Here is a 17,895-nt window from a genome sequence, read left to right as displayed (position 1 = left end):
GCCGCCCACTCCCGTCGAGGAGTGGGCGGCCCCTTCCGGCCGTGCGGAGCCGGGGCGGGATCAGCCGCCGAGGCCCGGGAGCGGGAGGGTCTGGGTGAGACCGCCCAGCGGGGTCTTGTCGAGGCCCGGAACGCTGGGCACGCCGGCCCGGTTGCCGGTGGCCGGGGCGGCGGCCTGGCCCGCGCTGGGGGCGAGGGTGCCGAGCGTGCCGCTGACCTTGTCGGCGACCGGCAGCTTGCCCGCGGCGTCGGTGACGGCGTTGGTGGCCGCCGGGTTGGTCAGCAGGGAGGTCGGGAGCCCGAGGCCACCGGTGGCGGCCGCGGGGGCGGCGGAGGCGGCGCCGGCGCCGACCGCGGCGATGGCGATGCCGAGCGCGGCGGTGCCGGCGGCCTTGAGAGTGGCCTGCTTCATCTGGTTAGTCCCCTTGGGTCCTCGTCGGTGGCCGACCCGCGCGACTGGCGCAACGGGGGCCCGTCCACCACAGCCGGTCAGCAATGACTGGCACACCGTAGTGATTGGGTCGCACGAGGATCAACGGCGGTTCACCCACCCGAGGGAGTAGTCGGATGAACGCCAATTTCCTTGACGGAAAAGGGCGTTCATCCGACCACCGGGAAGCGGTTCAGGAGGCGTTGCTGAACAGCCACTCCGCCTTGAGCTCGGCGTAGCCCGGCTTGATCACGTCGTTGATCATCGCGAGCCGCTCGTCGAACGGCAGGAACGCCGACTTCATCGCGTTCACGGTGAACCACTCCATGTCGCCCAGCGTGTAGCCGAAGGCCTCCACCAGGTGCCCGAACTCGCGGCTCATGCTGGTGCCGCTCATCAGCCGGTTGTCGGTGTTCACGGTGACCCGGAACTTCAGCCGGCTGAGCAGCCCGATCGGGTGCTCGGCGTACGAGGTGGCGGCGGCCGTCTGGAGGTTGGAGGTGGGGCACATCTCCAGCGGGATGCGCTTGTCGCGCACGTACGCGGCGAGGCGACCCAGCTTGACGGTGCCGTCCTCCTCGACGGTGATGTCGTCGACGATCCGCACGCCGTGGCCGAGGCGGTCGGCGCCGCAGCACTGCAGGGCCTCCCAGATCGACGGCAGGCCGAAGGCCTCGCCCGCGTGGATGGTGAAGTGGTTGTTCTCGCCCTTGAGATAGTCGAAGGCGGCCTGGTGGCGGGTGGGGGGGTAGCCCGCCTCGGCACCGGCGATGTCGAAGCCGACGACGCCGCCCTCGCGGTGGCGGTTGGCCAGCTCGGCGATCTCCTGCGAGCGGGCGGCGTGCCGCATCGCGGTGATCAGGGTGCCGATCCGGATCCGGTGGCCGGCCGCGCGGGCGTTGGCCTCGCCGAGGCGGAAGCCCTCCTGGACGGCCTCGACGACCTCGTCGAGGGTCAGGCCGCGCTCCAGGTGCTGCTCGGGGGCGTAGCGCACCTCGGCGTAGACGACGCCGTCGGCGGCGAGGTCCTCGGCGCAGTCGGCGGCGACCTTGATCAGCGCCTCACGGGTCTGCATCACGGCGCAGGTGTGGGCGAAGGTCTCCAGGTAGCGGACCAGCGAGCCGGAGTCCGCGGCCTCGCGGAACCACTCGCCGAGCTCCTTGGCGTCGGTGGTGGGGAGGCCCTCGTAGCCGACGGCGGCGGCCAGCTCGATCACGGTCTCGGGGCGCAGGCCGCCGTCGAGGTGGTCGTGCAGGAGCACCTTCGGGGCGCGGGCGATCTGGTCGGGGGTGGGAATCCGGGGGCCGGTGCCCGCGGTGGTGACGGGGATCTGCTTCTCCATTGCGGGAGTGTAGCTCCTACGCGCGTAGACAGGCCACCGTTCACAGGGCCGAATCGTCCAATGTCCACCGGGAATTCCACCGAACGGACGATTCGGGTCATCTGCCCGCAGGACGCCCGCCCCGACCGGTGCCGCGCCGCCGCCGAGGCCGCCCCGACGCCGCCGAGGCCGCCGCCCCGCCGCCCTCAGTCGTGCGCCAGCAGCCGCCCGCGCCGCGACAGCACGAAGTCCCGGAACGCCGCCACCGGCGGAGTCACCGGCCGCCCCGCCGCCCAGGCCAGCCCGATCGCCCGCCGGGTGCGCGGCGCCGTCACCTCCAGCTCCACCACCCCCGGCCGCGGCACCAGCGCCGGCGGCAGCAGCGCCACGCCCAGCCCGGCCGCGACCAGCCCGCGCAGGGTCTCCGTCTCCTCCCCCTCGAAGGCGAGCCTCGGCACGAACCCGGCCTCCGCGCAGAACCCGTCGGTGATCGCCCGCATCCCGTACCCGCGCTCCAGCCCGACGAACGGCTCCTCCGCCACCTCCGCCAGCCGGATCCGGCGCCGCCCGGCCAGCCGGTGGTCCGCCGGGACGGCCAGGTACAGCCGCTGCTCGTCCAGCCGGCGGGCCACCAGCGCCGGGTCGCCGTCCGGCAGCGGCGAGACCAGGCAGAGGTCCAGCTCCCCCGCGCGCAGCCGGTCCAGCATCGCGCCCACGTAGTCCTGCACCAGCTGGAACCTGACCTGCGGGTACGCCCGCCGGAAGTCCCGCAGCAGGGCCGGCACCGTGTCCGTCCCCATGGTGTGCAGGAAGCCGAACGCCACCCGGCCGGTCTGCGGGTCTGCCTCCGCCCGCGCCGCCTCGGCGCCGCGCTCGACCTCGGCCAGCGCCCGCTCCACCGAGGCCAGCAGCAGCCGGCCCGCCCTGGTCAACCGGACCGTCCGACCCTGACGGGCCAGCAGGTCGACGCCCAGTTCGGCCTCCAACCGGGCCACCGCCCGGGACAGCGTGGGCTGCGGCATGCCCAGCAGCTCCGCCGCCTGCGTCACATGCTCCAGCCGCGCGACGGCCGCGAACTGGGCCAGCCTCGGCGCCAGTTGAACGGCCGGGAGCTCGGGACCCAGCTCCGCCGGGAGGGTCGGTTCGCCACCACCGGTCGTCACAGCACCCCGTCCCTCGTCCGTACGCTCCGCTCATGCGTCCAGGTATGGATTATTGCTGGTTCATGCATTGGACGCATCAGTACGACAGTTCTACCTTCGACGTCATGCAGCCCTCCAGTACCGGGGCGTCCTTGGCCACCTCGGACGCCCTCGCCCAGCCGGCCGTCCTCCGCAAGGACGACCGCCACCGCCCCGGCCAGCGCTCCTTCCGCCGCGCCAACCTCGCCCTGTTCGCGGCCGGGATCGCGACCTTCGTCCTCCTCTACTCCACCCAGGGCCTGCTGCCGGTCCTCTCGGGCGACCTCGGCCTCACCCCCGGGCAGGCCAGCTGGACGGCCTCCGCCGCCACCCTCGGCCTCGCCCTCGGCCTGCTCCCCGCGAGCGCGCTCTCCGACCGCTACGGCCGCACCGCCGTGATGACGGCCTCCACCCTGGCCGCCGCCGCCCTCGCCCTCGCCCTGCCGTTCGCGCCGGACCTCACCACCCTGGTCGTGCTGCGCGCCCTCCAGGGCGCCGCGCTCGCCGGGCTGCCGGCCACCGCGATGGCCTACCTCGCCGAGGAGGTCCACCCCTCCGCGCTGGCCTCGGCGATGGGGCTGTACGTGGCGGGGAACAGCATCGGCGGCATGGGCGGCCGGCTGCTCTCCGGCTGGGTCGCGGCCGGATTCGGCTGGCGCTGGGGGCTCGCCGCCTCCGCCGCCCTCGCCCTGCTGGCCGTGCTGGCGTTCCGGCTGCTGATCCCCGCCGCCCGCCACTTCACCCCGGCCCCGGTGGACGCCCGCGCCCTGGCCCGCACCGTCGGCCGCCACCTGCGCAACCCGCTGCTGCTGCGGCTGTACGCGCTGGGGCTGCTGTTCATGGCCGTCTTCGGCGCCGTCTACAACACCATCGGCTACCGGCTGATCGCCGCGCCCTTCCACCTGCCGGAGTCCGTCGCCGCCTCGATCTTCGTGGTCTACCTGGTCGGCACCGCCACCTCGGCGGCGGCGGGACGCCTGGCCGGCCGGCTCGGCCGCCGCGGCGCGCTGTACGTCGCGATCGGCACCACCACCGTCGGGCTGCTGCTCTCCCTCGCCGACTCGCTGCTCGCGGCACTGCTCGGACTGGTACTGATCACCGCCGGCTTCTTCGCCGGGCACGCCACCGCCTCCTCGGCCGTCGGCCGCACCGCCACCGAGGGCCGCGCCCAGGCCTCCGCGCTCTATCTGATCGCCTACTACCTGGGCAACAGCCTGGGCGGCACGATCGGCGCCGACGCCTACCACGCGACCGGCTGGCCGGGCGCCGCCACCATCGGCCTGACCGCCATGGCCCTGGCCGCGGGCGTCACCCTCTACGCCACCCACCGGGCCCACACGGGCGCCCGCCGCGGCGCCCTCCGCGCGGCCCGCTGAACGATCTGCGGCGGATACCTGACGTTCGTTGTCAGGTATCCGCCGTAGCTTTGTCCACGTCCCACCCGGCACAGTGCGAGCAAAGGAACCACCATGGCCACCTTCGTCCTCATCCCCGGCGCCCTGCACGGCGGTTGGTGGTACCGGCCGCTCACCGAGGGGCTGCGGGCCGCCGGGCACGAGGTGTACCCGGTGACGTTGACCGGGGTGAGCGAGCGCGGCCACCTCAACACCCTGGCCGTCGACCTGGAGACGCACATCCAGGACGTGCTCGGCCTGCTGGAGGCCGAGCAGGTCACCGACGCCGTCCTCGTCTCGCACAGCTACGGCGGCATGGTCGCCTCCGGCGTCGCCGACCGGGCCCCGGAGCGGATCGCCGGGCTGGTCTACGCGGACGCCTTCGTGCCGCGCGACGGCGAGTCGGCGTACGACATCGTCAACGACGTCTGGAAGCAGCGGTACCTGGCCGGCGCCGCGGCGGGCGGCGGCCGCAAGCTGGTCGGCCTGCACCCGGCCCTCGACCCGCGCGCCACCGTGCACCCGCTGGCCACCCTGCTCCAGCGGATCCGCCTCACCGGCGCCGTCGACGCCCTGGACGTCCCCCGGGTCTACCTGCACGCGGAGCGCTTCGAGGACACCCCGTTCCTCGACACCCTCGCCCGCCTGCGCACCGACCCGGCCTGGACCGTCCACACCCTCCCGGTCGGCCACGACCTCGTCCGCGAGGCTCCCGCGGACTTCCTGAAGCTCGCCCTCACCGCCGCCGGCTGAGGCAGCTGCCGTTCCCGGTACCCTCCGGCCATGAGCATCGATCCCGCCGAGTACGCGCGGCTGCGGGTGAGCGCCGACCGGCTGCCGCGGATTCCCGGCGTCGGGAAGGTCGAGATCGCCGGCGGCATGATCACACTGGCACTCCCACCGGTCGAACGGCACGAGTGGGCGGTCGTCCACATCGCGTGGCAACTGAACACCCAGCTCCCCCGCACCCACCCCGGCCACATCGCCCACGGGGGAGCGGATCTGGAGGACGCCGCCCGCGGCAGGCTCCGGAATCCCGGCCTGATGGTGTTCGCCGAAGCGGCGTTGGAGAGCGACGGACCCGCTCTCCTGCCGCACGAGGTGCTGCTGGTGGTGGAGGTCGTCTCCATGGCGAATCCGGCGACCGACCATCACGCCAAGGTCCGCGACCACGCGGCCATGGGCATCCCGCTCTACTTGCTGGTCGACCCCCGCAAGGGCACCGGCATCGTCCACGACGAGCCCGGCTACACCTCGCGCAAGGAGTTCGCCTTCGGGGACACGATCACCGTGGGCCCGTGGACGCTCGACACCGGTGTCCTGCGCACGTACGCCTGAGCGGCGTACGTGCGCAGGGGCGGTGGTCAGGCGATGCGGTCCAGCACGATCGGGTTCGGGGTGAACGCGGTGCCGGCCGGGGAGACCTCGATGCCGCCGGTGAGGGCCTCGATCGCGTACTCGAAGCGCTCCGGGGTGTCGGTGTGCAGGGTCAGCAGCGGCTGGCCGGCCACCACGGTGTCGCCCGGCTTGGCGTGCATCTCGACGCCGGCGCCGGCCTGCACCGGGTCCTCCTTGCGGGCACGGCCCGCGCCGAGGCGCCAGGCGCTGACGCCCACGGCGTAGGCGTCCAGGGTGGTGAGCACGCCGGAGGCCGGGGCCGGGATGACGTGCTGCTCGCGGGCGACCGGCAGCGGGGCGTCCACGTCGCCGCCCTGGGCGGAGATCATGCGGCGCCAGTGGTCCATCGCGGAGCCGTCCCGCAGCGCGTCGGCCGGGTCCTTGCCGTGCACGCCCGCCGCGGCGAGCATCTCGCGGGCCAGCGCCAGGGTCAGCTCGACGACGTCGGCGGGGCCGCCGCCGGCCAGCACCTCGACCGACTCGCGGACCTCCAGCGCGTTGCCCGCGGTGAGGCCGAGCGGGGTGGACATGTCGGTGAGCAGGGCCACCGTGTTGACGCCGGCGGTGGTGCCGAGGCCGACCATGGTGCGGGCCAGCTCGCGGGCGTCGTCGAGGTTCTTCATGAACGCGCCGGAGCCGACCTTGACGTCCAGGACGAGCGCGCCGGTGCCCTCGGCGATCTTCTTGGACATGATCGAGGAGGCGATCAGCGGGATCGCCTCGACGGTGCCGGTGACGTCGCGCAGGGCGTACAGCTTCTTGTCCGCCGGGGCGAGGCCGTCGCCGGCCGCGCAGATGACCGCGCCGGCGTCGTGCAGCACCTGGAGCATCTCCTCGTTGGAGAGCAGGGCGCGCCAGCCGGGGATGGACTCCAGCTTGTCGAGGGTGCCGCCGGTGTGGCCGAGGCCGCGACCGGACAGCTGCGGCACCGAGGCGCCGCAGGCGGCGACCAGCGGGGCGAGCGGCAGGGTGATCTTGTCGCCGACGCCGCCGGTGGAGTGCTTGTCACTGGTGGGCTGCGCCAGCGAGGAGAAGTCCATCCGGACGCCGGAGCGGATCATCGCGTCCGTCCAGCGGCTGATCTCGCCCGGGTTCATGCCGTTCAGCAGGATGGCCATGGCCAGCGCGGACATCTGCTCGTCGGCGACCTCCCCGCGGGTGTAGGCGTCGATGACCCAGTCGATCTGAGCATCGCTCAGCTCTCCGCGGTCGCGCTTGGTCCTGATGACGGAGATGGCGTCCATGGATGCTCCATTGCTCCAAGAGAGGTTCAACATGCGAGGTGGAAAAGGCGAAGAGTGCCGCGAGTCGGCCCGGAAGGGCTCCACTCGCGACACTCTACGCGCGTAACAAACGGCAGTGCCAGAGCCGCGCCTACAGGCGCTCCGGCCCGAACGCGTCGGGCAGGACCTCACTCATCGGCCGCACCCCGGAGGGCAGCTCGACCAGCAGGTCCGGACCGCCGTGCTCGTACAGCAGCTGGCGGCAGCGGCCGCACGGCATCAGCAGCTCGCCCGCCCCGTCCACACAGGTGAACGCGGTCAGCCGGCCGCCGCCGGTCGCGTGCAGCATGGAGACCAGGCCGCACTCGGCGCACAGCGCCAGACCGTACGAGGCGTTCTCCACGTTGCAGCCGGTGACCGTCCGGCCGTCGTCCACCAGGGCGGCGGCGCCGACCGGGAACTTGCTGTACGGCGCGTACGCGTGGCTCATCGCCTCGCGCGCCGCCGCCCGCAGCGCGTCCCAGTCGACCGACCCGGCCACCTCGGCCGCCGACGTCACTTGCCCTGGCCCTTGCGGTAGATCTGACCGTCCGCCTTCGGCGGCCGCAGCCGCTGCGAGGCCAGCGCGAGCACCACCAGGGTGATCACGTACGGCGTGGCGACGATCAGCGGGCGCTGCACCTCGTCGGTGGTGAAGTACCAGGCGAACAGGCCGCCGGAGACCACCAGCGAGATCAGGGCCGCGGTGTGCTTGCGGCGGTACAGGTGCCAGGCCGCCAGCAGCGCCATCGCGATGGCGACCACCAGGATCAGCGCGTGCACCGACTCGGGGTCGCGCAGCTGGAGGCTGTCGGTGAAGCCGAACAGGCCGGCGCCCATGGCGAGGCCGCCCGGCATCCAGTTGCCGAAGATCATCGCCGCGAGGCCGATGAAGCCTCGGCCGTTGGTCTGGCCGTCCTTGTAGAAGTGGGCCGCGACCAGCGAGAGGTACGCGCCGGCGAGGCCCGCGAAGGCGCCGGACATGATGACCGCGAGGTACTTGTACTTGTAGACGTTGACGCCCAGCGACTCGGCCGCGGTCGGGTTCTCGCCGCAGGAGCGCAGCCGCAGGCCGAACACGGTGCGCCAGAGGGCGAAGTAGCTCGCCACGATCAGCGCGCCGGCCAGCAGCACGACCACCGAGATGTTGGTGACCAGGCCGCCGAGCACACCGGCGACGTCCGAGACCACGAACCAGTGGTGCGCCTCGATGTCCTTCAGCCCCGAGGAGAGGCCGGGGATCGTGATGTACGGCAGCGGATCGGCCGGCGGGGACTGGTTCGCGCCGGCACCGGCGGAGATGTAGTCCTTGTAGTAGATCCGGTTGACGTAGGCGCAGATGCCGGGGATCAGCAGGTTGACGCCGACACCGGAGACGATGTGGTCGACGCCGAAGGTCACCGTGATGACGGCGTGCAGCAGACCGCCCAGCGCACCGCCGAGCATGCCCGCCACCAGGCCGAACCACGGGTTGACCAGGTAGCCGCCCCAGGCGCCGCAGAAGGTGCCGGCGACCATCATGCCTTCGAGGCCGATGTTGACGACGCCGGCCCGCTCGGACCAGAGACCGCCGAGACCGGCCATGCCGATCGGCACGGCGGCGCTGAGCGCGGCGGTGACCTGACCGGAGGAGGTCAGCGAGTGGTTGCCGGTGATGACGCCGACGACCGAGAAGAGGACCAGGGCGCCCGCGATCAGCAGCAGCACCACCGGCCAGGACATCTTGCGCTTCTTGGCGGGAGCACCCGGCGCCTTGGCGCGGGCAGCGGTGGCCGTGCTCATGCGGACACCTCCTTCTTCTCGGCGGCCGCGGCGGCCTGGGCGGCGAGCTCGGCGCCGACCTTCTGCTGCTGGCGCTTGAGGCCGTAGCGGCGCACCAGCTCGTAGGCGACGACGACACAGATGACGATGGTGCCCTGCATGACCGGGACGATCTCGAACGGGAAGCCGCCCTGGAGCGGCAGCTGGGCGCCGGTCGCGTCGAGGAAGGCGAACAGCACCGCCGCGAAGGCCATGCCGATCGGGCTGTTGCGGCCGAGCAGGGCGACCGAGATGCCCAGGAAGCCGAGGCCCGCCTGGAAGCTCTGGCCGTAGTTGTACGAGTTCTGCAGCAGCTCGGGCAGGCCGATCAGGCCGGCCAGCGCGCCGGAGACCACCATCGAGATGACGATCATGCGCTTGACGTTCACACCGGACGCGGTGGCCGCGGTCTCCGAGCGGCCGGTGGCGCGCAGGTCGAAGCCGAAGCGGGTGCGGGTCAGGGTGAACTGGAAGGCGACGCCGACCAGGATCGCGATGAAGAGGAAGCCGTAGAGCGGGCCGCCGTCGGTGTTGATCGCGAAGAAGTGGCTGGACTCCGAGACCGGGGCGGTCTGGATCGCGTTGCTGGCGCCCTTCTTCTCCGGCGCGAAGATGCCGGGGACGAGCAGCAGGCCGACGATGGCGACCGCGATGGCGTTCAGCATGATGGTCGAGATGACCTCGCTGACGCCGCGGAAGACCTTCAGCAGACCGGCGATGCTCGCGTACAGACCGCCGACCAGCATGGCGGTGATCAGCAGCAGCGGGATCTGGATGAACGACGGCAGGTCGAGCTGGCTGCCGATGTAGGCCGTGAACAGCGCGGCGACCTTGTACTGGCCCTCGACACCGATGTTGAAGAGGTTCATCCGGAAGCCGAAGGCGGCGGCCGCGGCGGCCAGGTAGTACGTGGTGGACCGGTTGAGGATGGCCACCTGGCCGTCCGACTTGGTCGCGTACGTGATCATCACGTTCCAGGCGTCGAACGGGTTCTTGCCCGAGGTCGCCAGGAGGACGGAACAGATCACGACGGACAGCAGCACGGCGAGCACCGGAGCTGCGAGGGCGAGGACGATCTTCTCGCCGTCGAACCGCTTCGCCCGCGCGGGCTTGGCGGCGGGGTTGGGACTGGTCATGTGGCTACTCCCCCGCCTGCTGGTCGTCGGCGGTGTCGGTGGGGGCGGTGTCGGTCGGGGCCGCGGACTGCGCCTCGGTCCCCTCGGCCGCCAGGGCCTGCGCCTCGGCGACCGCTTCCGGCTCGGACTCGATGTGGCCCTGGGCTGCACCGGTCATCGCGGTGCCGAGGTCCTCGGCGGTCACGGTGGCCGGGTCGGCGTCGGCGACCAGCCGGCCGCGGTAGATCACCCGGATGGTGTCGGAGAGGCCGATCAGCTCGTCCAGGTCGGCCGAGATCAGCAGCACGGCGAGGCCGGCCCGCTGGGCGACCCGGATGTGCTCCCAGATCTGCGCCTGGGCGCCGACGTCCACACCGCGGGTGGGGTGGGCGGCGATGAGCAGCTTGGGCTCGTGGCTCATCTCGCGGCCGATGATCAGCTTCTGCTGGTTGCCGCCGGAGAGGGAGGCCGCGGTGACCTCGATGCCGGGGGTGCGGACGTCGTACTCCTCGACGATCCGCTGGGTGTCCTTGCGGGCGGCGGCCGGGTCGAGCAGCACGCCCTTGGAGTTGGGCCGCTCGGTGACGTGGCCGAGGATCCGGTTCTCCCAGAGCGGGGCCTCCAGCAGCAGGCCGTGCCGGTGGCGGTCCTCGGGGATGTAGCCGATGCCGGCCTCGCGGCGGGCCCGGGTGAGGGTGCCGGAGAGGTCCTTGCCGTCCAGGGTGACGGTGCCGCCGTCCAGCGGCAGCATCCCCATCACGGCCTCGACCAGTTCGGCCTGGCCGTTGCCCTCGACGCCGGCGATGCCGAGGATCTCGCCCTTGTGGATGCGCAGCGAGATGTCGTCCAGGACGACGCGCTCGATGCCCTCGGCGTCGGTCTTGGCGATCCGCAGGCCCTCGACGCGCAGCATCTCGTCGGTGGTGACGGTGGACTCGCGGCTCTCCGGGGAGGGGAGCTCGGCGCCGACCATCAGCTCGGCGAGCTGGCGGGCGGTGACGCTCTTCGGGTCCGCGTCGCCGACGGTGGTGCCGCGGCGGATGACGCTGATCGCGTCGGCCACCGAGAGCACCTCGTGCAGCTTGTGCGAGATGAAGATGACGGTGACGCCCTCGGACTTCAGCTCCCGCAGGTTGTCGAACAGGGCGTCGACCTCCTGCGGGACGAGCACCGCGGTGGGCTCGTCGAGGATCAGGATCTTGGCGCCGCGGTAGAGCACCTTGAGGATCTCGACCCGCTGGCGGTCGGCCACGCCGAGGTCCTCGACCAGGGCGTCCGGGCGCACGCCCAGGCCGTACTGGTCGGAGATCTCCTTGATCTTCGCCTTGGCCTTGCCGCCGATGCCGTACAGGTGCTCGCCGCCGAGGACGACGTTCTCCCACACGGTGAGGTTGTCGGCGAGCATGAAGTGCTGGTGCACCATGCCGATGCCGCGCGCGATGGCCTCGCCGGGGGTGTTGAACTCGCACTGCTCGCCGTTGATCGCGATGGTGCCCTCGTCCGGCTTCTGCATGCCGTAGAGGATCTTCATCAGCGTCGACTTGCCGGCGCCGTTCTCGCCCATGAGGGCGTGCACGGTGCCGGTGCGGACGGTGAGGTTGATGTCGTGGTTGGCCACGACGCCGGGGAAGCGCTTGGTGATGCCGCGCAGTTCGACGGCCGGTGTCGCCGTCCCCGCGCTGGGGTTGCCGCCCGTGGTCGGGGCGGGGTCGGATGCGGTGATGGCGATCTCCTGGTGGTCTGGAGGCGCGTCGTTGCGCTGGAGGGCCAAAAGCGAAAAGGGTGGGGGGACGGGACGGGGCCCGGGGGTACGCGTTGAGCGCACCCTTCCGGGCCCCTCCCTGATGTCGCGTCCATCATCGCGCTGCCGGGCAGGCGGCAGCGGCAACGACGTCCGGTCGAGCCGTGGACCTTAGATCTTGGACGGGTCGGTCGGAACGGTGATCGCGCCGTTCTTGATGCCGGCCGCGGCCTCGTCGAGCTTGGTCTTGATGTCGTCGATCTTGCCGCCGGTGGTGGCGAGCGAGACACCGTCGGCCTTGAGGTCGAAGTTCTTCACACCGGTGAAGACCTGGCCCTTCTTGGCGGACTCGATGTAGGCGAAAACGGCCTTGTCGACGTTCTTGACCATCGAGGTCAGGATGCTGTTCTTGTACTTCGCCAGGGCGGGCTGCGCGGCCTGGTCGGAGTCGACACCGATGGCCAGGGCGCCGGCGCCGGCGGCCGCCTCGATCGCACCGTTGCCGGAGGAGCCGGCGGCGGTGTAGATGACGTCGGCCTTCTTGTCGAGCTGGCCCTGCGCGGCTTCCTTGCCCTTGTCGGGGGCGGCGAAGCCGGAGAAGTCCGGCGGGGTGGTCAGGTAGGTGACCTCGACCGGGATGCTCGGGTCGACGGACTTGACGCCCGCGCGGTAACCGGCCTCGAACTTCTTGATCAGCTCGGTCTGCACACCGCCGATGAAGCCCACGTGCTTGGTCTTCGTCTTGAGGGCGGCGGCGACACCGGCGAGGTAGGAGCCCTCCTGCTCGGAGAACGTCAGCGAGGTGACGTTGCTCGGCTGGGTGTCGGACGCCGAGTCGATGATCGCGAACTTGGTGTTCGGGTTCTCCTTGGCGACCTTCTCGACGGCCGCCTGGTAGACGAAGCCGACCGCGATGACCGGGTTGTAACCGGCGGTCACCAGGTTCTTGAGACGGGTCTCCTTGTCGGCCTCGGCCTCGCCGGTCTTGGCGTCGGCCTCGGTGACGGCGACACCGAGCTGGGACTTGGCCTGGTCGAGACCGCGGGCGGCGGAGTCGTTGAAGGACTGGTCGCCACGGCCGCCGATGTCGTAGGCCATACCGACCTTCAGCGCACCGTCGGAGGCGCCGGAGGAGGCGGAAGTGTCATTGCTCTTTGCGCCGCAAGCGGCGAGCGAGGCGATGCCCAGGGAACCCGAGAGCACAACCGCAGCGAGCTTAGTAGAACGGCGCAAGGGAATATCTCCTTCTCACACGCACCCGTTTAGCGTGGTCGGACGCCACCGTAACGCGCGTAGAACACGGTTGTGTTACGGGCCGCCGGAGCATTCGGGTTGTTACCAAACCGTGGTCTCACGGTCCACCCGACACTCCTTTCCCCTTCACTGAGGGTGATTGGAACTGGCCCAGCCCAGTGTACGTAACCCGAAATAAAGGCAGTATTGCGACAAACCGGACACCCTGTGCGGGTGTCCGGTTCAGGTCGGTACGAGGGCGTGTGTCAGGGCGTCCCGGGCTCCAGTGCCAGCGCGGCGAACAGCTCCACCCCGACCGCGATCGCCCGCTCGTCCACGTCGAAGCGGCCCTGGTGCAGGTCGCGGACGGCGGTGTCGCCGGGGGTGCGCACGCCGAGGCGGGCCAGCGCGCCGGGAGCGTGCTCCAGGTACCAGGAGAAGTCCTCCCCGCCGAGCGACTGCTCGGTGTCCTCCACCACGGTCGCCCCGGGTCCGCCGAAGCGCGCGGTCATCGCGGCGTCCAGCAGGCCCACCGAGCCCGCCTCGTTCACCACCGGCGGCACGCCCCGGTGGTAGTCCAGCGTCCACTTGGCGCGGTGGGTCTCGGCGAGCCGGGCGATCAGCTCGTGCAGCAGGTCCGGCGCCTCCCGCCAGCCGTCCAGCTCCAGGCAGCGGACGGTGCCCTCCAGTTCGGCGTGCTGCGGGATGACATTGGGCGCGGAACCGGCGGCGATCCGGCCCCAGACCAGCGAGACGCCCCAGCGCGGGTCCATCCGGCGGGCCAGCGCGGCCGGCAGCTCGGCGGCGGTCCTGGCGATCGCGGTGACCAGGTCGGTGGTCAGGTGCGGCCGCGCGGTGTGGCCGCCGGGGCCGTCCAGGTGCAGGACCAGGCGGTCGCAGGCCGAGGTGATCGCCCCGACCCGCAGGCCGATCCGGCCCACCTCCACCTTGGGGTCGCAGTGCACGGCGAAGATCCGGCCGACGCCCTCCATGCCGCCGGCCGCGATCACGTCCAGGGCGCCGCCGGGCATGACCTCCTCGGCGGGCTGGAACACCAGCCGCACCGGGCGGCGCAGTTCACCGGTCCGGGCCGCCTCGGCGAGCACCAGCGCGGTGCCCAGCAGCACCGAGGTGTGCACGTCGTGGCCGCAGGCGTGGGCCCGGCCGGGGACGCTCGACCGGTAGGGCACCTCGGTCTTGGCGTCGTCGATCGGCAGGGCGTCGATGTCGGCGCGGAAGGCGAGGAACTCCGCCCCGCGCGGGGCGGACTCGGGAACGATGTCGACGAGCATTCCGGTGCCGCCCGGGAGGATCCGGGGGGCGAGGCCGGCCGCGACCAGACGGTCGCGCAGCCGGCCGGTGGTACGGAACTCCTGGCGGCCCAGCTCCGGGTGCCGGTGCAGGTCCCGCCGGAAGGCGATCAGCTCGGGCTCCAGCTCGCGTACCCGGTCACGGAGACCGGCGGCGGGGCGTGCAGCGGTGAGGGTGACGGCCGACTGGGCGGACTCACGACGGTTCATCTCAACAAGGGTAGGCCCGTTGGGGGGATTTGGCCTGACTTCCCGAAAATCACTGCCCGGATGGGCGCATACCGGCCGCGCCGGTGGGTATGACATCTTGTTTCAGCCGCCTTCCCCATGGTGCCTGCCCAGTGCAACGACCATCGGCGACGGCGGTCACGCCACTCCCGGCCGGGCGGTTCGCGGACGCTCCGGCGGCGGTGCCCGGCTCCCGGCAGTTCGAATCCTGGCTCAAAGTGTTCGACCCGACCCTGCGGCCCCGCGAAGTGTTCGACCCGGCCCCGCGGCCCCGCGCCTGCGCCCCTCGTCGGCGGTCTTGAGATGATCGGCCGAACCGACCGGGCTATCCCAGGAGTGGCAATGACCGAGCAGAAGGTGGCCGTCGTCACCGGTGCGAGCAGTGGGATCGGCGCGGCGACCGCCCGCCGCCTCGCCGCCGAGGGCTTCGAGGTGGTGCTGACCGCCCGCCGGACCGACCGGATCGAGGCGCTGGCCAAGGAGATCGGTGGCCGCGCCCACACCCTGGACGTCACCGACCGGGCCGCCGTGGACGCCTTCGCGGCCGGGCTCGGCCGGGTGGACGTCCTGGTGAACAACGCCGGCGGCGCGATCGGCGCGGAGACCGTGGAGCACGGCGACCCGGCCGACTGGCTCGCCATGTACCAGGTCAACGTGCTCGGCGTGCTGCACATGACCCAGGCGCTGCTGCCGGCCCTGCGGGCGAGCGGCGACGGCACGGTCCTGGTGATGTCGTCCACCGCCGCGCTCGCCGCGTACGAGGGCGGCGGCGGCTACGTCGCGGCCAAGCACGCCGCGCACACCATCGCCGCGACGCTCCGGCTGGAGCTGTGCGGGGAGCCGATCCGGGTGATCGAGATCGCCCCGGGCATGGTGAAGTCCGAGGGCTTCGCGGTGACCCGCTTCCGCGGCGACGAGGAGAAGGCCGCCGCCGTGTACGCCGGCGTCGCCGAGCCGCTCGACTCCGAGGACATCGCCGACACCGTCGCCTGGGCCGTCACCCGGCCCCCGCACGTGAACATCGACCTGCTGGTGGTCCGCCCCCGCGCCCAGGCCGCCAACCACAAGGTCCACCGCGAGCTCTGACCCGGCGCCGGGCCGACCGGAGCGGAGGCGGCGGGGGCGGTGGAGGCGGTGCGTCGTAGCAGATGAAGAAGGGGAGGGCGCTGACACGAAGGTGTCAACGTCACAACTTGATAGCTCGTTCGGATGAAATCCGCGTGCGCCCTCCCCAACTGATGACGGCTCAACTACCGTTGAGCCGCGGCCGGGCGGGCGTTGGACGCCGTTCCGCAGCCTCATACTTCACCTGCCGTCACCGCCACTTCACCGGCCCCTTCCCGCCCTCACGAGGAGGACCCGCTGGCCAGCGAGATTCCGTCACCGAGGCTCGACCCCCGGGACGAGCCGACCCTCCTCGGCTTGCACCGTTTCAACGAGGCCGACGCCGGAGCCGCGGAGGAGGCCCTGCTCGCCTGCTGCGGCAGCCACCGGTGGGCCCTCCGGCTCACCGCCCACCGGCCCTACCCCGACATAGAGTCCCTGCGCGCCGCCGCCAGCGAGGCCTCGTACGACCTGCGTCCGGCCGACCTGGCCGAGGCGCTGGCGGACGAGAGCTGGATGCCGCAGCCGCTCCTCGGCATGCGCGCACCCGGCAGCCAGGCTGCGCACACCGCGCTCCGGGCCGCCCACGCCGCCTACGAGGCACGGTTCGGGCATGTCTTCGTGGTCTGCCTGGAGGGCATCGACCCCGAGGAGATGCTCGACGCCGTGCTCAGCTCGATCCGCACCCGCCTCGCCAACGACCCCGACGAGGAGCGCCTGGTCGCCGCCGACGAGCTGCGCCGGATCGCCCTCACCCGGTTGGAGCACCTGGTCGCCACCCAGTCCGGGGCCGGGGCCCGCTGACCCCCGCCCCGGGCGCCCTCGGCGCCCGGGGCCTTCAGCTCTTCCGGCCCTTCAGCTCTTCCGGCCCTTCAGTTCTTCCGGGCCTTCTGGGCCGCGCGCAGCTTGGCCACCTGGTGCCGGACGACCCGCTCGTCCGGTGCCGGGGCCGGCTCGGCGCCGACGCCCACCGTGCTGAACATCACCAGGGCCGGTCCGACCCGCGCCAGGACGGCACGCTGCGCGAGCACGACCGCACCGGATTCATTCGTCAGGGTGAAACCCGTCGCCGCGTCGGCTCCCTCGGGCGTGGGCGTGTCGTTCCGGCTCAGCCGGTGCCCGGTCCGGGTCGTCCCGCGGCTCCGGTCCGCCGGGGGCGGCGGCGCGGTCGAGCCGAACTCCGCACACGGAGCGAACAGTCCCTCCAACTCCGCCTGCAGCTTGGCCGCCCGGTCGCCCCGGTAGCCGAGCAGCCCGCCGTAGAGGCTCCCCGAGGGGTCTGCGGCCAGGGCCACGCTCAGATCGGTCTCCGCGTACGGCACCGCCGAAACCGGGGCCGGGGAGGCGGACGCCCGGGCCGCCTTCGCCGGGCCCGCCGCCGGCGCCACCGCGTCCAGCAGCGGCTGGCAGACCGGCTTGTCGGCGGTCTCCCGGCCGCCGTCCGGGCCGGTCTCGCCGTGGCCGGGGGCGATCACGGTGACGGTGAAGCCGGGCCCCAGCTCGGCGTCGGTGACCGCGGCGGCGCGCAGTTCGGCGGCGGACAGCTCCCGGGCCGGGGCGGCGGCCCGGTCGGACGAGCCACCCGCCGGGGCGGCGCAGCCGGCGGCGAGCAGCAGTGCCCCGGCCAGCAGCGGGACGGCCAGCGGTGGGACGGCCCGTTGCTGGGTGGCCGGCAGCGGGCCGGACGGGCGGGCGGGACGGGCGGGGTGCGGGGCGCGGTGCGGCACGGGGGCCTCGGCGGGGTGTCGGCGGCGAACGGGTGGGTCACCGTAGCGCGACCCGGAGCACGCGCGCGGTCACTCTGCGTCGCGATTCCCGCCCGGGTTCCCGCCCGACTAGGCCAGTCGTGCCTGATTGATCACACCTCGGACCCCCGGAGGCGGTTCCCGACAACGCGTCGATAGGATGCTCGCGGCCGGTGGACCGTACCCGGCCGGGCTGACCGACACCGAAGCCGGCCGAGCCCCCAATCGCTTCCGGAGGGTTTTTCCGTGCCGGCTGGAACGCTGTACCGCGGCCGGGAAGGCATGTGGAGCTGGGTGGCTCATCGAGTCACCGGCGTCCTCATCTTCTTCTTCCTGTTCGCCCATGTCCTGGACACCGCACTGGTGCGGGTGTCTCCCGAGGCGTACGACACCGTCATTCAGACGTACAAGACGCCGCTCGTGAACCTGATGGAGTACGGCCTGGTGGCCGCCATCCTGTTCCACGCCCTGAACGGACTGCGCGTCGTCGCCGTCGACTTCTGGTCCAAGGGCCCGAAGTACCAGAAGCAGATGCTCTGGACCGTGGTCGGAGTCTGGGTCGTCCTCATGGCCGGCGCCTTCTACCCGATCCTGCAGCACACGCTGACCTCCTGGTTCGGGAAGTGATCTGAGA

The 17,895-nt window shown here is 72.1% G+C and carries 17 protein-coding genes; 6 read left to right on the top strand and 11 right to left on the bottom strand.

What is annotated here, in order from left to right:
• Window positions 1-60: 60 nt before the first annotated feature.
• The 3 genes from BI06_RS50705 to BI06_RS14005 all read right to left on the bottom strand — a co-directional run bounded on the left by BI06_RS50705 (window position 61) and on the right by BI06_RS14005 (window position 2,874).
• Entirely contained in the window at window positions 61-411 is a 351-nt protein-coding gene (locus BI06_RS50705) for a hypothetical protein (RefSeq protein WP_030393398.1), read from the bottom strand.
• Between the two features lie 211 nt (window positions 412-622).
• Window positions 623-1,771: an adenosine deaminase gene (locus tag BI06_RS14010; protein ID WP_043468378.1), complete on the bottom strand. Its 1,149-nt coding sequence runs from the start codon at window positions 1,769-1,771 to the stop codon at window positions 623-625.
• A gap of 185 nt (window positions 1,772-1,956) precedes the next feature.
• Complete coding sequence (locus BI06_RS14005; RefSeq protein WP_030393396.1) at window positions 1,957-2,874, bottom strand: LysR family transcriptional regulator; 918 nt, start codon at window positions 2,872-2,874, stop codon at window positions 1,957-1,959.
• A 143-nt stretch (window positions 2,875-3,017) separates the two neighbouring features.
• Here BI06_RS14005 and BI06_RS14000 point away from each other — a divergent pair, with 143 nt between their 5' ends.
• From BI06_RS14000 to BI06_RS13990, 3 genes are all read left to right on the top strand, one after another.
• Window positions 3,018-4,307: an MFS transporter gene (locus tag BI06_RS14000; protein ID WP_043468374.1), complete on the top strand. Its 1,290-nt coding sequence runs from the start codon at window positions 3,018-3,020 to the stop codon at window positions 4,305-4,307.
• 93 nt (window positions 4,308-4,400) lie between these two features.
• Window positions 4,401-5,078 carry an alpha/beta fold hydrolase gene (locus BI06_RS13995; RefSeq protein WP_043468371.1) on the top strand — a complete coding sequence of 226 codons (678 nt, stop codon included), beginning with the start codon at window positions 4,401-4,403 and terminating at the stop codon, window positions 5,076-5,078.
• Window positions 5,079-5,108: 30 nt separating this feature from the next.
• On the top strand, window positions 5,109-5,663 hold the full coding sequence (locus BI06_RS13990) for a Uma2 family endonuclease (protein WP_043468369.1): 555 nt from the start codon (window positions 5,109-5,111) through the stop codon (window positions 5,661-5,663).
• 26 nt (window positions 5,664-5,689) lie between these two features.
• Here the strand turns inward: BI06_RS13990 and BI06_RS13985 are convergent, their stop codons facing one another.
• The 7 genes from BI06_RS13985 to BI06_RS13955 form a co-directional block, all read right to left on the bottom strand.
• On the bottom strand, window positions 5,690-6,967 hold the full coding sequence (locus BI06_RS13985; protein WP_030393393.1) for a thymidine phosphorylase: 1,278 nt from the start codon (window positions 6,965-6,967) through the stop codon (window positions 5,690-5,692).
• A 130-nt stretch (window positions 6,968-7,097) separates the two neighbouring features.
• Window positions 7,098-7,505: a cytidine deaminase gene (locus BI06_RS13980; RefSeq protein WP_030393392.1), complete on the bottom strand. Its 408-nt coding sequence runs from the start codon at window positions 7,503-7,505 to the stop codon at window positions 7,098-7,100.
• Entirely contained in the window at window positions 7,502-8,767 is a 1,266-nt protein-coding gene (locus tag BI06_RS13975) for an ABC transporter permease (RefSeq protein WP_030393391.1), read from the bottom strand. The genes BI06_RS13980 and BI06_RS13975 overlap by 4 nt, the downstream gene beginning before the upstream one ends.
• Window positions 8,764-9,921 carry an ABC transporter permease gene (locus tag BI06_RS13970; RefSeq protein ID WP_051741008.1) on the bottom strand — a complete coding sequence of 386 codons (1,158 nt, stop codon included), beginning with the start codon at window positions 9,919-9,921 and terminating at the stop codon, window positions 8,764-8,766. Before BI06_RS13970 ends, BI06_RS13975 begins: the two co-directional genes overlap by 4 nt.
• Before the next feature lie 4 nt (window positions 9,922-9,925).
• The gene (locus BI06_RS13965) at window positions 9,926-11,464 is read right to left on the bottom strand and encodes an ABC transporter ATP-binding protein (RefSeq protein WP_051741296.1); all 1,539 of its coding nucleotides are present in this window, start codon (window positions 11,462-11,464) and stop codon (window positions 9,926-9,928) included.
• A gap of 348 nt (window positions 11,465-11,812) precedes the next feature.
• Complete coding sequence (locus BI06_RS13960; RefSeq protein ID WP_030393388.1) at window positions 11,813-12,874, bottom strand: BMP family protein; 1,062 nt, start codon at window positions 12,872-12,874, stop codon at window positions 11,813-11,815.
• A gap of 266 nt (window positions 12,875-13,140) precedes the next feature.
• Entirely contained in the window at window positions 13,141-14,394 is a 1,254-nt protein-coding gene (locus tag BI06_RS13955) for an amidohydrolase (RefSeq protein ID WP_030393387.1), read from the bottom strand.
• A gap of 360 nt (window positions 14,395-14,754) precedes the next feature.
• Between BI06_RS13955 and BI06_RS13950 the strand changes: the two genes are divergently transcribed.
• Entirely contained in the window at window positions 14,755-15,498 is a 744-nt protein-coding gene (locus tag BI06_RS13950; protein WP_043468366.1) for an SDR family oxidoreductase, read from the top strand.
• A gap of 336 nt (window positions 15,499-15,834) precedes the next feature.
• Window positions 15,835-16,320: a 2-oxo-4-hydroxy-4-carboxy-5-ureidoimidazoline decarboxylase gene (locus BI06_RS13945; protein WP_030393385.1), complete on the top strand. Its 486-nt coding sequence runs from the start codon at window positions 15,835-15,837 to the stop codon at window positions 16,318-16,320.
• Between the two features lie 68 nt (window positions 16,321-16,388).
• Here BI06_RS13945 and BI06_RS13940 read toward each other — a convergent pair whose 3' ends face one another.
• Window positions 16,389-17,243 (bottom strand): hypothetical protein, encoded by an 855-nt coding sequence (locus tag BI06_RS13940; protein ID WP_043468363.1) that lies wholly within the window; start codon window positions 17,241-17,243, stop codon window positions 16,389-16,391.
• A gap of 264 nt (window positions 17,244-17,507) precedes the next feature.
• Between BI06_RS13940 and sdhC the strand changes: the two genes are divergently transcribed.
• Window positions 17,508-17,888 (top strand): succinate dehydrogenase, cytochrome b556 subunit, encoded by a 381-nt coding sequence (gene sdhC / locus BI06_RS13935; RefSeq protein ID WP_037779669.1) that lies wholly within the window; start codon window positions 17,508-17,510, stop codon window positions 17,886-17,888.
• Window positions 17,889-17,895: the final 7 nt, after the last annotated feature.

Origin of the sequence: Kitasatospora sp. MBT66, assembly GCF_000710405.2 — a bacterium.
Lineage (GTDB): Bacteria > Actinomycetota > Actinomycetes > Streptomycetales > Streptomycetaceae > Kitasatospora > Kitasatospora purpeofusca.
The sequence above is the reverse complement of the archived record's forward strand: the minus strand, read 5'-3'. Positions and strand labels throughout refer to the sequence as shown.

What these genes read in the sequence shown, in the direction of transcription:
- BI06_RS50705 (WP_030393398.1), bottom strand. Translation starts at nt 411, where the DNA reads ATGAAGCAGGCCACTCTCAAGGCCGCCGGCACCGCCGCGCTCGGCATC.
- BI06_RS14010 (WP_043468378.1), bottom strand. Translation starts at nt 1,771, where the DNA reads ATGGAGAAGCAGATCCCCGTCACCACCGCGGGCACCGGCCCCCGGATT.
- BI06_RS14000 (WP_043468374.1), top strand. Translation starts at nt 3,018, where the DNA reads ATGCAGCCCTCCAGTACCGGGGCGTCCTTGGCCACCTCGGACGCCCTC.
- BI06_RS13995 (WP_043468371.1), top strand. Translation starts at nt 4,401, where the DNA reads ATGGCCACCTTCGTCCTCATCCCCGGCGCCCTGCACGGCGGTTGGTGG.
- BI06_RS13990 (WP_043468369.1), top strand. Translation starts at nt 5,109, where the DNA reads ATGAGCATCGATCCCGCCGAGTACGCGCGGCTGCGGGTGAGCGCCGAC.
- BI06_RS13985 (WP_030393393.1), bottom strand. Translation starts at nt 6,967, where the DNA reads ATGGACGCCATCTCCGTCATCAGGACCAAGCGCGACCGCGGAGAGCTG.
- BI06_RS13975 (WP_030393391.1), bottom strand. Translation starts at nt 8,767, where the DNA reads ATGAGCACGGCCACCGCTGCCCGCGCCAAGGCGCCGGGTGCTCCCGCC.
- BI06_RS13970 (WP_051741008.1), bottom strand. Translation starts at nt 9,921, where the DNA reads ATGACCAGTCCCAACCCCGCCGCCAAGCCCGCGCGGGCGAAGCGGTTC.
- BI06_RS13965 (WP_051741296.1), bottom strand. Translation starts at nt 11,464, where the DNA reads ATGGGCGAGAACGGCGCCGGCAAGTCGACGCTGATGAAGATCCTCTAC.
- BI06_RS13955 (WP_030393387.1), bottom strand. Translation starts at nt 14,394, where the DNA reads ATGAACCGTCGTGAGTCCGCCCAGTCGGCCGTCACCCTCACCGCTGCA.
- BI06_RS13950 (WP_043468366.1), top strand. Translation starts at nt 14,755, where the DNA reads ATGACCGAGCAGAAGGTGGCCGTCGTCACCGGTGCGAGCAGTGGGATC.